This window comes from Legionella septentrionalis, from assembly GCF_003989745.1.
Lineage (GTDB): Bacteria > Pseudomonadota > Gammaproteobacteria > Legionellales > Legionellaceae > Legionella_A > Legionella_A septentrionalis.
This window is the reverse complement of sequence record NZ_RZGS01000031.1, coordinates 1-14,770: the sequence shown is the minus strand read 5'-3', so window position 1 is coordinate 14,770 and position 14,770 is coordinate 1. Positions and strand designations below refer to the sequence as shown.

Here is a 14,770-nt window from a genome sequence, read left to right as displayed (position 1 = left end):
AAAGACGCACCGAGTGGGAATTTTACACAAAAATTCTTATGGCGCCAGATAAACTAGTTGAGCTTTAAAGTGATATGGATTTCACACATGAAAAAAAGATACTTGACTCGGTTGGTATTAATTATTTTTTCAACTTGTCTAATCATCGGTTTTTTGATTACTCATAGAAAACATGAGAGCCACAAAAAAGAAATACCGGAAATTTTAATTACGAATCCATGGACTGAAACACTTACAATAGATAACGGTTATGTCGCTCAGATTAAATCCATCCAACACATCCAAGTCCGCTCATTAGAAAAAGGCTATTTGCAGCATATTTACATTGATGAGGGCCAATTTGTGCAAAAAGGCCAGAAAATGTTTCAAATCATGCCATTGGTGTTACAAGTTGAATTGGAAAAAGCAAAAGCTGAATATGAAATCAGCAGAATTGAATATGAGAATACTAAAAATCTAGAATCCAAGCAGGTTGTTTCACCTAACGAGTTAGCCTTAGCTAAGGCCAAGTTAGACAAAACACGCACGAAAATGAAACTCGCCGAGATCCACTTGCAATTTACCACCATTACCGCTCCATTTGACGGCATTGTAGATCGCTTTCGCGTGCGCGTCGGCAGTCTTATTGAAGAAGGACAATTATTAACTACCATGTCAGACAACAGCCGGATATGGGTTTATTTCAACGTGTCCGAAGTGGATTATTTGAATTTCATGAAAAAACAAAACGCGGGCAATAATTTTCCTCTCAAGCTTGAACTGGCGAACGGGCAAAATTTTAATCAGGAAGGCCGCATTGACACAGTCGAAGCAGATTTTGATAATGCAACCGGTAATATTGCATTCAGAGCCAGCTTTCCTAACCCGGAAAACTTATTACGGCATGGTCAAACGGGCACAATCATTTTATCCGAGCGGCTGAAAAATGCGCTGGTGATCCCGCAGAAGGCAACCTTTGAAGTACTGGATAAAAAATTTGTCTACGTCGTTGATGAAAAAAATGTGATCAAATCGCGAGAAATTGCCATTGCTCATGAAGTTCCGCATTTATATGTCATCCGCTCCGGTTTAACAAAAGATGAAAAAATCCTTTTGGAAGGCTTGGGAAGAGTTCACTTGGGCCAAAAAATAAAACCGCTCTACCAAAAATCAGCCGAAGTACAGTCCAGTTTAAATTTACCAGTTAAATAATTTTAGGGATTTATGATGTTCAAGCGTATCATTCGAAGACCAGTTCTTGCCATCGTAATCTCTCTATTAATCGTATTTTTAGGTTTTCTATCGATAAGAGCATTGCCAGTCACGCAGTTCCCGCAAATAGCGCCTCCCAGGATCATTGTGGCTTTAGCCTATCCTGGAGCCAGTGCTGACGTGCTAATACGCACGACATTAATTCCTCTGGAACAAGCCTTAAATGGAGTGCTGGGGATGCGCTACATGATTTCAGATGCAACCAGCGCTGGTGAAGCCACCATTCAAATCATTTTTGACTTGGATACTGATCCAAACGATGCCATGGTAAGAGTAAAAACCAGTGTCGATCAGGCAATCAACCAACTGCCCCCATTAGTGCGTCGTGAAGGCATCATTATTCAACCAGTTCAACCCAGCATGTTGATGTATGTAAATCTTTACAGCACAAATAAAGAGGATGAAGAAAAATTTCTCTTCAATTATGCGAGAGTTAACATTTTGCCTGAACTGAAAAGAATAAAAGGGATAGGACAAGCCAGGATTTTAGGAAACCGTAATTATGCCATGCGGATCTGGTTAAATCCTGACAGGATGCGTGCTTATAATATCTCCACGGAAGAAGTCATGAAAGCAATCAGTGAGCAAAGCATCATTGGCCGGCCCGGCCAAATCGGCAGAAGCTCAGGGAAAAAGGCGCAATCGCTTGAGTACGTGCTCTCTTATGAAGGGAGGTTTGATAAGCCAGGGGAATATGAAAATATAATTATTCGGGCTAATCCTGAAGGTGAAACGCTCTATCTGAAAAATATCGCCAAAGTTGAACTCGACAGCGAATTTTATGATATTTATTCCACAGTAGATGGTTATCCATCCGCCGCCATACTCCTTAAACAAACATTTAATAGCAATGCCAATGAAGTCATCGCGGAAATAAAGGAAAAACTCAAAGAGCTAAGCGCCAACTTTCCGGATGGCATGAGTTACAAGATCAGCTATGATGTCTCGAATTTTCTGGAAGCTTCTATTGAAAAAGTATTGCATACCATTTTAGAAGCATTTGTGCTCGTGACACTCGTTGTGTTTATTTTTCTTGGTGATTGGCGTTCGACTCTTATCCCAGTTCTTGCTGTACCCGTTTCTTTAATAGGCGCTTTTATTTTTATACAACACAGTGGATTGACCATCAATCTCATCACTTTATTTGCAATGGTACTTGCTATTGGCATCGTAGTAGATGATGCGATCGTAGTGGTTGAAGCAGTCCATGCTAAGTTGGCCAATGAATCGCTGTCTCCCTATGATGCAGTAAAAAAAGTACTAAGAGAAATCAGCGGCGCCGTAATTGCCATCACCTTCTTAATGACAGCGGTTTTTGTGCCCATTGCCTTTATGACTGGGCCTGTTGGAGTTGTATTAAAACAATTCTCTATTACCATGGCTTCCGCCATTGTCCTATCCGGTTTAGTCGCTTTAACCCTGACCCCTGTCCTTTGTGCCATGATTCTGAAAAAACACTCACATCATGAGCCGCAGCGAAAAATGCCAGTAGCTTATTTTCTTGAGCGATTCAATCAGGGATTTGAAAAAATTTCCAATTACTACCTCGAATTTTTAAAAGTAATTATTCACCGCAAACTGTTCACATGGGCAACCCTGGCTCTATTTAGCGCCGGTATTTTTTTCATTATTAACTATATCCCCTCCGGGTTTATCCCAAATGAAGATCAAGCCATGATTTATGCCATTATCCGTACCCCGCCCGGCTCAACACTGGAAAAAACATTTGCTGTAGCTCAAAAACTGCAAAAAATGGCTAAAGAGGTAAAAGGTGTTGAATCCGTCTCATCATTAGCCGGATTTGAGATATTGACTGAAGGCAGAGGCTCTAATGCTGGTACGTGTTTTATTAATTTGGATCATTGGAGCAAACGCCATAAATCAGTGCATGAAATTATTGAAGAGTTGGAAGAAAAATCCAAAGAGTTAGGCGCCATCATTGAATATTTTGAGCCTCCAGCAGTTCCAGGTTACGGTGCAGCCGGAGGGATTTCTTTCAGGCTTTTGGACAAAACCAACCAGACGGATTATCACAAATTTGATGAATTAAACACTGAATTCATAAATCATTTAAGCAAACGGAAAGAATTGGCCGGCTTAATTACTTTTTATGCCGCAAATTACCCGCAATACAATATTGAGCTGGATATAAAAAAAGCCATGCAAAAAAATGTTTCCATAGGCAAAGCCATGGAAAATTTAAACATATTAATTGGCAGTACCTACGAACAAGGATTTATCCTTTTTGGGCAGTTTTTTAAAGTATATGTACAATCTTTGCCAGAATTTCGAGACTTACCTTCCGATGTTTTGAAATTTTACATAAAAAATAATCGCGATGAAATGGTCCCCTATTCCGCTTTTATGAAGTTGAAAAAAACCCAAGGCCCCAATGAAATCACCCGTTTTAACTTGTATAACTCATCGGTTATTCGTGCCAAACCCGCAGCTGGCTATACCACAGGGGACGCCATACAAGCAGTGCAAGAAGTAGCCGAACAAATATTACCCAAAGGATATGGTATTGCCTGGGAAGAGCTTTCATATGATGAGGTATCGCGCGGAAATGAAGCAATTTATATTTTTTTAACGGTTATTTTATTTGTTTATCTCATTTTATCTGCACAATATGAAAGCTTCATTATCCCGCTCGCAGTCTTGTTTTCTTTACCCCCCGGGATCATGGGTTCGTTTTTTATGTTGAAAGCAATGGGGGTTGCCAATGATGTTTATGCCCAAGTAGGCCTTATCATGTTGATTGCCCTCTTGGGTAAAAATGCTGTTTTAATTGTGGAGTTTGCCAGGCAAAAACAAGCTCAAGGAATGTCCGTGCTCGATGCAGCCATTGCAGGAGCAAAAGTCCGTTTCAGACCTATTTTGATGACTTCTTTCGCCTTTATGGCTGGTTTAATTCCTCTTGTTACAGCAAGCGGAGCAGGCGCTATTTCAAACCGTACAATTGGTGCCTCTGCACTAGGAGGAATGTTATTCGGCACGCTGTTTGGCGTACTGATTATTCCTGGGCTTTATTATATTTTCGGCTCAATTGCTGAAAATAAGAAACTCCTTCGAGATGAATCGGAGCGGCCATTAACTGAGCGGCGCGAAGACTTTAATGTGAGCAAGACATTGTGATGCAACAAAAAAAATTTTTAATGTCTCTTATGTGTCTTTATTTGCTACAAGCTTGTGTCCCCCCACTGCCGGGAAATCAGGCAAGAAATCCATTGCTTACTGTGCCTAAAGCCTATCCTGAATACGGGAGGCAATCTCCTCATGGCAGCTCATCCATACAAAAAAGCCATAACAGCAGCACAGCTGATGAGAGCTGGCAGAGTTTTTTTGCTGATAAAGAGTTAAATGAGCTGATAAAAACTGCTTTAAAGCATAATCAGGAATTAAAAATTTTAGAACAGGAAATACAAATTGCTAATAATAAAATTATGGCTCGTCAGGGAGAATATTTTCCCAAACTAAGCGCAGGCTTTAGCTACCAAGTGGAAAAATTCGGGGAGTTTACTAGCGAGGGAGCAAGCGATGCCGCTACCGAATTCCTGCCTGTTCCAACCGTCCCAGGGGTTTTGCATAATCACCAGGCTGGCTTTTTTACTACATGGGAAATAGATATTTGGAAAAAACTTCGCAATGCAACGCGCTCAACTTATTACCATTATCTGGCTTCGATCGAAGCTAGGAAATTCATGGTGACGCACTTGGTTGCCGAAATTGCCAGTACCTATTATGAACTCATAGCACTCGATAAGCAGTTACACATTATAACGCGGTTTATTCACACATTAAAACGCGCTCAGGAAGTAGCAAATATTCAAAAAAATTCTGCCAGAGCCACTTCTCTTGCAGTGAAACGGTTTGAGGCGGAAGTTTTTAAAAATCAAGGCAGAGTTTACAGAATAAAACAGGAAATCGCTCTTCATGAAAATAAATTAAATGCATTAATTGGACGGTTTCCACAAAAAATACCGCGAAGTGCAAAGCAATTGGATAAGCTTACGCCTATGCAATTCAAAACAGGCGTCCCTTTCAAGCTGCTTGAAAACCGTCCTGATGTAAAACGTTCCATGCTTGAACTGACAGCGAGTAAAATCGATATAAAAGTCGCAAGAGCGCGTTTTTTTCCTTCTTTAGGAATAGATGCAGCGACAGGATACGAAGCATTTTCAGGCAACTATTTTTTAATGACCCCGGAATCTGTATTTTATAATATCGCAGCCAATATAAGCGCTCCTCTTCTTAACCGACAAGCAATAAAAGCTGCGTATTTTTCAGCTAATAATAAGCAGATTCAAACCCTTTATAACTATAACCTAACCCTGCTAACTGCCTATAAAGAAGTAACCAACCAACTTGCCACAATTAATAATTTGAATAAAACCTACGAATTGCGCTTGCAACAAGTAAAAGCCCTTATGGAATCAGTAGAAATTGCAAATATGCTATTTAAGGCGGCACGAGTCGATTATCTGGAAATATTACTGACGCAAAGAGATTTACTTGAAGCCCAAATGGAACTGGTAGAAATTAAAAGAGATCAGCTCAATGGGTACGTTGCACTTTATAAAGCGTTAGGTGGAGGATGGCGCAATGCCCCTGCCAAGCGCTGTTAACAATAGTCTACACCAGTAAACTGTTAGCTGCAGCTACCTTCATTCCATGTCAATAAAAAGACATAAAAATACACTTGTTGTCTTAATTTTATTCGACACTTCCTTTGCTCCCATGTATTATAGCGCCTCAATCTGCTTTCTTTTAATAAAAATAAAATGGAGAACTTGATGAAGAATCTTGTGAATAATCAACTGCGCTCAGAAAATATGCAACAATTATTGCAAGCGATGAACCTTGATTTGAATGGTGTCGACGTTGTTTGTCAGGACGAGCGCGTCATCTTGTGCACAACCAAAAATATCAAAAAATTAACTGTGGATATGCAAAATTTATTACAAGTTAACATGGTTAAATATAATGTAAAACAAGTCACACTTGCCGAATTAATTGAAAACGAAATTAAGCAAGCATCCGGTAAGAACTTGCTCACTCATGAAATAAATAAACAATCCTGTTTAGCCATTTTTAACCTGTTGAAAGCAAGTCTGCAATATAACTTAAATAAGGAAAAAGAATATTTTGAAATTAATTTACCGGAACCGGTTTATGCTGATTTATTTGAAACACTGGAATATAAATACATAAGCGTTGACTCTGGCAAAATAAAATTCAATATTAAAGAATTCTTAAATCAGCATAAAGAAGAATTAATTTTAATAGAAGGGCCATCATCTCATTTATTTATGCATTCAGACTTATTTAAAAATAAACAAATTTTTTATGCAGAGAGAAAAATAAATGAAGATAAAATTGCAGTAACACCTTATTTCTTAATTCCAAATGCCCTTACCCCACCGGAATATCATTTTGTGTTGGATATCAGTGAAAGCATGCATGGAAATCGATTGGAAGTATTAAAGACTAGCGTGATGAGCTTTGCTAAGGCTTTATTTAACTTCCAGCCCAATGCAGTCATCAATATCATTCAATTTAACGATAAAATTGTTAAATTGGGCCAATACTCAAAAGAGCAATACAATAATTTATGCCTTAATGTAAAAGCTATGCAAGCCTCAGGAGGAACATCCCTTTTTAAAGCGGTAATAAATCAAGTAGCGCCGTTACTCACTTCAAGAAAACAAAATAATACTATTGTATTTACCGACGGTGAAAATACACTGGGTAATGAAGCGGAACTTAAAAAGACCTTGCAGCAACAGATTGAAACAGTAAAGAATTTAAAGTTAGCTGCAGCTCGAAATAAGTTTTTTATTATCAGTCTTGGCGCTGCTCAACCAGAAATTTTAAATGAAGTAAGCCAGGCATTTCATTCCAATGTAATAAGTACCAATACTTCAGATTTTATGGAAGCATTATCTGACCAAGGTAAGTTGGAAGCCTGGGCAGCGAGCCGCGAATTATTTACAGTTCGCCTTGAAATCTCTGATAATTCTGATATTGAAGTCAAAGAATACGTTCGTGATATGTCCGGACAATTTGTGTCTTTAGACACCATGGAATGTGAAAAAACCAAATCAATTCATTTAACCATAATGGATAGCAACGGTAGTGTTTTGCTGGATGATACCAGAGATTTTGGCAGTCAATCCAATGCAAAAGCAATGCCTTTTGGTATGTTTGCCATGAATAAAAAATCAAAAGAAGATACTTTGCTAGAAGAACGAACTTTTAGCTATCAATAAGCATTAAAAGAGCATAATTCGTTGCCCTTGCAACCGGATTATGCTTAAAAGATACTTCCCCAATATCTACACTAGTAACTATCTATCTGCCACCCATTTGCATACTCCTTTAGCTAGCTTTTTTAGTTCTGCAATTTAAGAATAAATAGGTTAAGCTGTATATATCGTTCTATCTAAAGGGATTTTTTTCTTTAATGTGGCTAGTTCGCTATGCTTTATCCAAACCTTACTCAATCGGTGCTTTGGCACTCCTTATTTCTATTCTCGGTTTTTTAAGCTTGAATACTTTACCTGTGGATGTATTGCCTACAGTGGATATTCCTGCCGTCAAGGTTATTTGGACTTACAGCGGACTAAATGCCAAAGAGATGGCGGCTAAAATCACTTCTTTTAGCGAATTGGCAATTATGAATAATGTGGATAACGTCCGAGAAGTCCGTTCGCAAACCATGAATGGGGCTGCTATTATTGCCATCGATTTTCAACCGTCAGTGGATATCGATTTGGCCCTGACCCAGGTAACCAGTGTATCTCAAACTATTTTAAGGCGTATGCCTACAGGGGTTACACCGCCTCTGGTCATCCAATACAATCAATCCAGCACCCCGATTCTGCAATTGGTTATTGCTTCAAATACCTTATCGGAAGCTCAGTTGTCAGATTTTGCACGCTTGCAGCTGCGCAGCATGATTCAATCCATCCAAGGGATCCGTTTATCCTTACCCTATGGAGGTGCTTCGCGCCAGGTGATGATTGATTTACGGCCCGCATCCCTACTATCTTATGGTTTATCCCCTGCGGATGTGATTACTGCAATCAGCCGGCAAAATTTGACACTGCCTTCGGGGAGCATACGCGAGTCTACACGCGATATTCAAATTTCGGTGGATTCAAGCCTCGCATCCGTAGATGCTTTTAATAACATCCCATTGCAATCTGACGATGGGCGCTTGTTATTATTGCGTGATGTAGCTGATGTACGCGATGGTCCTGCCCTGCAAACCAATATCGCGCGTGTGAATGGACAAAATGCTGTCACTGTATCGTTGATCAAACTGGGTGATGCTTCAACTTTATCCATCATTAATCAAGTCTTAAAAAAACTGCCTGAGATTCAAAAAAGTGCGCCAGAGGGTTTGACTATTTCGCCTATTTTTGATCAATCCATTTTCATCCGCGCAGCAATTTCCCATGTTGGCACTGAAATGATTATTGTAGGCACTCTGGTAGCCACGATAGTGCTGCTTTTTTTAGGATCGTGGCGCGCCACACTAATTGTTTTAACTTCAATTCCCCTCTCTTTATTAACAGCAATTATTGCGCTTAAAATAACCGGCAATACTTTGAACCTTATGAGTCTGGGAGGATTAGCACTCGCCATTGGTATTTTAGTTGATAATGCATTGGTTGAAATTGAAAACATCAAGCGCAATCTCTCTTTTGGCCTTTTGCCAAGGGAAGCAGCTCTAAACAGCGCCCAACAGGTTGCATTCCCAGAATTTGTATCAACGCTTTCCACTTGTATTGTATTTTTGCCAATTTTTTTATTAACAGGCATTGCTGGCTATATATTCCGGCCTTTGGCCATTGTGGTTATTACAGCGCTCGCAGCTTCTTATTTTCTATCGCGTACCATTGTTCCGGTATTAGCCGTCATGTTGCTGCCTGGTGATAAGGTTGAAACGAAAGTGTTTTTAGTCAATCTCATTTACCGTGCACATGCTGTTGTTGAAAACTTGATAGCTAAAGGTCAGAGAAAAATTGGCAATCTAATTTTATTTTTTGTCCGCCATTCTTTGGCGCCACTATTTATTTTAGGAGTTGTTTTAGGAGCAGGAATATTGGCCATATTTTTCTCAGGGAAAGATTTTTTCCCAAAAACAGACGCCGGACTGATGCGTTTGTATGTACGTACAGAACCTGGCCTTCGGATTGAAGAAACAGCCCGTTATTTTGCTGCAATTCAAAGCGGCATCAGGGAGATTATTCCGGCTGAGGAGCTGCAATTCATCGTCGACATCATAGGAACGCCAGAACCCGTTAATCTGGGCTGGGTTGAGAGTTTTAGCATTGGCAGCTATGACGGTGAAATCTTAATTCAACTACAATCCCGGCATAAATCAATCAATTATTATGAACCAGCAATACGGAAAATGTTAAAGACAAAATTCCCACAAATTTCATTTTTATTTTTGCCAGCCGACACAACCAATCAAACATTGGCAGGCAGCACTCCGAGCGCCTTAGACGTGCGTTTTTCCGGAAAAGACAGCGCAGGAAATTATGCTTTAGCACAAGAACTCATCGCAAAAATGCAGCGTGTGCAGGGAGCTACGGATATCCAGCTCCAACAAGTACTTACCTTACCCGAATATTTTATATCAATTGATAGGGATCGCGCCCTGCAGCTGGGGTTGACCACCCAGGAAGTCATGAGCGCCATTTTGGGAATACTCGGTTCTGCAGGCACTGTGAATCCAAACTATTGGGCAGATCCCGATAGCGGCATATCTTATACGGTGCAAGCGCAAACGCCGATAAACCAAATGACGTCTATTGATAAACTGCTCAATTTAAAATTACATTCCAGCAGCAGTGGCAAGGATGTTTTATTAAGGACGATTGCGACAGTGACACCAAGGCTAGTTCCTGCCACAATTGGCCGAGTCACGCTTCAACCCGTTTATGACGTGCTTATCAATACAGAAAATATAGATTTAGGAAGTCTATATAATAAAACAGAATTAATCGTCGAGGCGTTAAGAAAAAAATTAAAACCCGGCAATCAAATCAATATTGTAGGTCAGGCGCAAGCCATGCACACTGCCTATACTAAGCTTATTCAAGGCTTTGCCCTGGCATTGCTTTTGATTTATCTGGTCATGGTATTTAATTTTCAATCTTGGATTATGCCTGTAATCGCTCTTTTTGCAGCACCAGTCGCAATTAGCGGCACCAGTCTATTTCTACTGGCTACATCGACACCCATTAGCGTGCAAGCATTGATGGGTTTTATTATGGTCATTGGGGTTTCCACAGCCAACAGCGTGTTGGTCACTACGTTTGCCAGGGATTTGTGGTTGTCTGGCTATTCTGCTATGAAAGCAGCCCGGGTTGCAGCAGGAAAACGTCTTCGTCCTGTGCTGATGACCGCATTAACTATGTTGATGGGAGTTTTTCCCATGGCACTGGCCATAGGAGAAGGCGGAGAACAAAACGCGCCTTTAGCACGAGCCGTAATCGGTGGGCTAACTTTTGGGACTTTTGCTTCATTACTCTTTGTACCATGGCTTTTCAGCCGGCTTATTCGTAATAAAAACCGCCCCGAAAACCCTGAACTTATGGAGTTCTAACAGAGGACGTGATGAAAAAAACCTACCAAAATATAAGCCTTTTTTTTCTTTTTATAATTCTTTCATCTTTTCTTTTTTATCAATATTTCCACGCCAAGTCTGCACAGGAAGGAGAACAAACCTCAAAGAAGATGCAGGTACGGATTATTCATCCCAAACCCACCGTATTATCTGAACCATTTCTTTTTAGCGCAAGAATTTATCCGATCGAATCCGCGTTAATTTTCGCCCGTGCGAATGGTTTTGTTCAGGAACGCCTGGTTGATATAGGTGATCAAGTGAAAAGCGGCACTCTCTTGGCACGTTTATCCTCACCAGAGCTTGAAGAGCAAATAAAACAGGCAGAGGCACAAGTTAGATTGCAGGAAGCGAGGGTAAAGCTAGCGGATTTAGAATTTCAAAGAGCGCAAAAACTGGTAACCACAGGAGCCGTAGCACGCTCAATTTTTGATGAAAAACAGGCTGAATATCAAGTTGCTTTGGCTACCCTTGATTTAAATAAAGCCCAACTCATGCGCCTTAGAAAAGTATTTGATTATACCAATATCAGAGCCCCTTTTGATGGGATAATTTCGGAAAGAAATATTGAGAAGGGCGACCGAATTAATGCAACAGATGCAACGCCTATGTTCAAATTAATCCGAACTAATCAACTGCGAGTTGTGGTTGATGTGCCTCAATCTCAGTTATTTTCCATTGAGAAGAATGCCGTGGCCAATTTAAGTTTTGCAGAATTACCTGGGCGCACATTTAAAATCAAGTTTTTTCGCCTGGCAAAAGAAGTCGATGAGGATTCAGGGACAATGCGAGTGGAATTCATTTTGGATAATAAAAACAATAAATTGCAGGCAGGATTAAGCGGTGAAGTGAGCATTCAAATCATGGAAAATAAAAATATTTTATTAATTCCTGCAAATGCCTTAAGTGTACGCGACGGAAAATCTTCGGTAGTTTTAGTAGATAAAAATAGTGAAATACAATTTCGTGCCGTAGTGACCGGTAGAATAAAAAGTACCAATAATGTAGAAATCCTGTCCGGCTTGTCTGCAGACGATAACGTCGTAATCAATCCCAATGCTCTGTTATTTCCTGGACAAAAAGTAGAAATGATAGCAGCTACCAATAAATAAACTGATACTTCATCCAGCACATTCATGTCAGTGGCGGGTCGAAAGCAGCAAAGAGCATATTCTTTCTGCTTATTTTTACAAAAGGGTTTTCTTTCGTCTTTACTGCTAGCTGGTTCAATGTTCTCCGGTTGAAAAGTAATCTCACCAAGATCTAACTTTTTTACATGATGCTTAACAACTTGATTAGCAAAATAACTGCCTTACTATACTATACCAAGCGCTACAACCGTTTGAGCAACAGAGCCTGTTTGCCTATACGCTAAACAGCAGTTGCAATAAATAGAAAACACAAAACTACCCTACACTGCGCAGTTATAATTTGACGGTATTTATTGAAAGTCTAATATAACTATATGTCGAATTTTCAAGAGCTAAGATAATGGACATATCTTTTTTGCGCACCCTCTTATTTACTCCAGGAAACGAGCCACAGCGTTTTGAAAAGGCTAAAGAATCAGGCGCTGATGGAGTGGTAATCGACCTTGAAGATGCCATTGCCCTCGCAGAGAAAGACAGCACAAGAGATCTTGTAATTAAATATTTTAAACAAATTTCACCCGTAAATAACTTTTATTATTGTTTGCGGATCAACAGCATAAAAACACAAGCCGGCATTAAAGACATCGTGGCAATCCTTGAAAATAATATTCAACCTGATGCATTAATTTTACCCAAAGTTGAATATTCAGATGAGGTAAAGATTTTAGATGAGCTTCTTAAAAATAAAAATATCTCCTACTTTGCTACCGTTGAATCAGCGCTAGGTCTTCATAATGCGGATGCAATTGCTACAAGCAGTACAAATATTAAGTCAATTTGCTTTGGAGGAGCCGATTTAGCTGCCGACTTGGGAGTAAATGTTGAGTGGGAACCTTTGTTTGTCGCACGCAGTCAAATTGTAAAATCCGCAGCATTGGCAGGTATCATTGCCTTTGACATGCCCTATCTGAAAGTGCATCAAACAGATAAAACGGAACTCTTAAATGAAACCAGAAAAGTAAAATCTTTGGGTTACTATGGGAAATTTTGCATTCATCCGGAACAGATACAATCCATCCTTGAGGTTTTTACGCCAAGCCCGGAAGAAGTAAGTAAAGCTCAGCAAATTGTAGCCGCTTATAAACAATCCAAGGGTGAAGTATGTGAAATCAACGGTAAAATGATTGATGTGCCCGTATTTAGGAGCGCTGAACGAATTCTTGCAAAAGCCACCAAGAACTACAGGGAAGACAGGCATGTTTGAAGAAATGTATAAACAAAAACGAATGCGGGCAGAAGAAGCCGTCAACTGTATCGCCAAAGAAGGCAACATTGCTTTAAGTTGGGGCCCTTCACAACCTCCCAGTTTATTAAATGCCCTGGCGGCGCGTGGCAGAAAAGGAGAAATAGACAAGTTACACGTTTATTACTTACACAGTTACAAATCGGCATTCGACAGTATTTTTGCTCCCGATTTATTGGATATATTCCGGCCTGTACCCATGTCTGGTCTAAGCGAGCTGGATAGAGAAATGTTACAAGCAGGCCTTAAAGAAAACAAAAAATTACTGTCGGTTTTACCCACTAATTTTTCAGAAATACCACGTTTATTTGAAAGTGGAAAAATTCCATTAGATACCTTTATGCTAACAGTGGCACCAATGGATAAAGGTGGCAATTTCAGCCTCGGGATTTCCAACGCCTACAGTCTCATGGCAGCAAGGCATTGTAAGAATCTAATCGTTGAAGTAAATAAATACATGCCTAGAGTTTTTGGCGAAGCAAGTCTGCATATTTCAGAAATTGATGCATTAGTGGAAAATGATCAACCCATCGATGAAATTCCTGCCCGGGCAAATACAGAAGAAGATAATAAAATAGGACAATACATTGTTGAGCGGGTTCCTGACGGGGCCACGATTCAGCTTGGCATAGGCGGCATCCCAAATGCTATTTGTGAATCATTGGTACATCATAAAGATCTGGGCATTCATACCGAATTATTTTGTTCCGGAATGGTTGATCTCATAGAACAAGGCGTGGTAACTGGGCTATGCAAAAAACTTAATCGCGGTAAACACGTATATACTATTTGCCTTGGAGACAAAAGAACGTATGATTTCATCGATGACAATGCGAGTGTTGAAGCTTACCCTGTCTCCTATGTAAACAATTTTAACACTATTTCCCAATTCAAAAACTTTATGTCTATCAATAGTGCCGTCCAGGTTGATTTCTTTGGACAAATAAATGCAGAATTTATTGGTGGCAGGACGTATAGTGGAGTTGGAGGCCAGAATGACTTTGTCCGTGGCGCCTTAGCTTCAGAAGGAGGACGCTCGTTTATCGCGTTCAGCTCGACCGCGAAAAAGGGAACCGTTTCGCGCATCGTCCCAATCATTAATAAAGCAGCCACTGATTTACGGATGGATGCCCACTATATTGTTACGGAATACGGCATAGTCGACGTAAAGGGGTTAACAACCGCACAACGCACCAAAGCATTGATTGGCATAGCCCACCCCAAATTCCGGGAAGAGTTGCTATCCATTGCAAAGCGTGAGCGTTACATTTGAGTTATCATTATAAACCCTTTTAATATAAAATCTTGCGCCCTTATCTGTTTTATATGGGGCGCTTATTCTTCAATTTTTCTTTTTTACCCATTTGTAACCCTCCCGTAAAATAGCACCATTTAAAACTAGAGTTTCTCCGGCATAATAGGCAAGAGGAGGAGAAACGATGAAACGCAGCCGATTTACAGAGCATCAGATATTAAATATTTTAA

Annotated in this window: 8 protein-coding genes; all 8 read left to right on the top strand. The window is 40.0% G+C overall.

The window, feature by feature from the left end; all coding sequences use genetic code 11:
* The first annotated feature begins 87 nt into the window (after positions 1–87).
* The 8 genes from ELY11_RS09630 (at position 88) to ELY11_RS09595 (ending at position 14,558) form a co-directional block, all read left to right on the top strand.
* Positions 88–1,191, top strand: coding sequence for an efflux RND transporter periplasmic adaptor subunit (locus ELY11_RS09630; RefSeq protein ID WP_126954839.1), 1,104 nt, complete (start codon positions 88–90; stop codon positions 1,189–1,191).
* A 12-nt stretch (positions 1,192–1,203) separates the two neighbouring features.
* On the top strand, positions 1,204–4,386 hold the full coding sequence (locus tag ELY11_RS09625) for an efflux RND transporter permease subunit (protein WP_199741529.1): 3,183 nt from the start codon (positions 1,204–1,206) through the stop codon (positions 4,384–4,386).
* Positions 4,386–5,876, top strand: coding sequence for an efflux transporter outer membrane subunit (locus ELY11_RS09620; RefSeq protein WP_233579800.1), 1,491 nt, complete (start codon positions 4,386–4,388; stop codon positions 5,874–5,876). The genes ELY11_RS09625 and ELY11_RS09620 overlap by 1 nt, the downstream gene beginning before the upstream one ends.
* A gap of 321 nt (positions 5,877–6,197) precedes the next feature.
* Positions 6,198–7,520 carry a VWA domain-containing protein gene (locus ELY11_RS09615; protein ID WP_158615190.1) on the top strand — a complete coding sequence of 441 codons (1,323 nt, stop codon included), beginning with the start codon at positions 6,198–6,200 and terminating at the stop codon, positions 7,518–7,520.
* A 194-nt stretch (positions 7,521–7,714) separates the two neighbouring features.
* Positions 7,715–10,873, top strand: coding sequence for an efflux RND transporter permease subunit (locus ELY11_RS09610; RefSeq protein WP_127033272.1), 3,159 nt, complete (start codon positions 7,715–7,717; stop codon positions 10,871–10,873).
* 11 nt (positions 10,874–10,884) lie between these two features.
* Positions 10,885–12,003, top strand: coding sequence for an efflux RND transporter periplasmic adaptor subunit (locus tag ELY11_RS09605; RefSeq protein WP_126954843.1), 1,119 nt, complete (start codon positions 10,885–10,887; stop codon positions 12,001–12,003).
* A 379-nt stretch (positions 12,004–12,382) separates the two neighbouring features.
* A complete protein-coding gene (locus ELY11_RS09600; RefSeq protein WP_126954844.1) occupies positions 12,383–13,246 on the top strand; it encodes an HpcH/HpaI aldolase/citrate lyase family protein in 864 nt (287 codons plus the stop codon).
* The gene (locus ELY11_RS09595; RefSeq protein WP_158615002.1) at positions 13,239–14,558 is read left to right on the top strand and encodes an acetyl-CoA hydrolase/transferase family protein; all 1,320 of its coding nucleotides are present in this window, start codon (positions 13,239–13,241) and stop codon (positions 14,556–14,558) included. The genes ELY11_RS09600 and ELY11_RS09595 overlap by 8 nt, the downstream gene beginning before the upstream one ends.
* The last annotated feature ends 212 nt before the right edge of the window (positions 14,559–14,770 follow it).

What these genes read in the sequence shown, in the direction of transcription:
- ELY11_RS09630 (WP_126954839.1), top strand. Translation starts at nt 88, where the DNA reads ATGAAAAAAAGATACTTGACTCGGTTGGTATTAATTATTTTTTCAACT.
- ELY11_RS09625 (WP_199741529.1), top strand. Translation starts at nt 1,204, where the DNA reads ATGATGTTCAAGCGTATCATTCGAAGACCAGTTCTTGCCATCGTAATC.
- ELY11_RS09620 (WP_233579800.1), top strand. Translation starts at nt 4,386, where the DNA reads ATGCAACAAAAAAAATTTTTAATGTCTCTTATGTGTCTTTATTTGCTA.
- ELY11_RS09615 (WP_158615190.1), top strand. Translation starts at nt 6,198, where the DNA reads ATGCAAAATTTATTACAAGTTAACATGGTTAAATATAATGTAAAACAA.
- ELY11_RS09610 (WP_127033272.1), top strand. Translation starts at nt 7,715, where the DNA reads ATGTGGCTAGTTCGCTATGCTTTATCCAAACCTTACTCAATCGGTGCT.
- ELY11_RS09605 (WP_126954843.1), top strand. Translation starts at nt 10,885, where the DNA reads ATGAAAAAAACCTACCAAAATATAAGCCTTTTTTTTCTTTTTATAATT.
- ELY11_RS09600 (WP_126954844.1), top strand. Translation starts at nt 12,383, where the DNA reads ATGGACATATCTTTTTTGCGCACCCTCTTATTTACTCCAGGAAACGAG.
- ELY11_RS09595 (WP_158615002.1), top strand. Translation starts at nt 13,239, where the DNA reads ATGTTTGAAGAAATGTATAAACAAAAACGAATGCGGGCAGAAGAAGCC.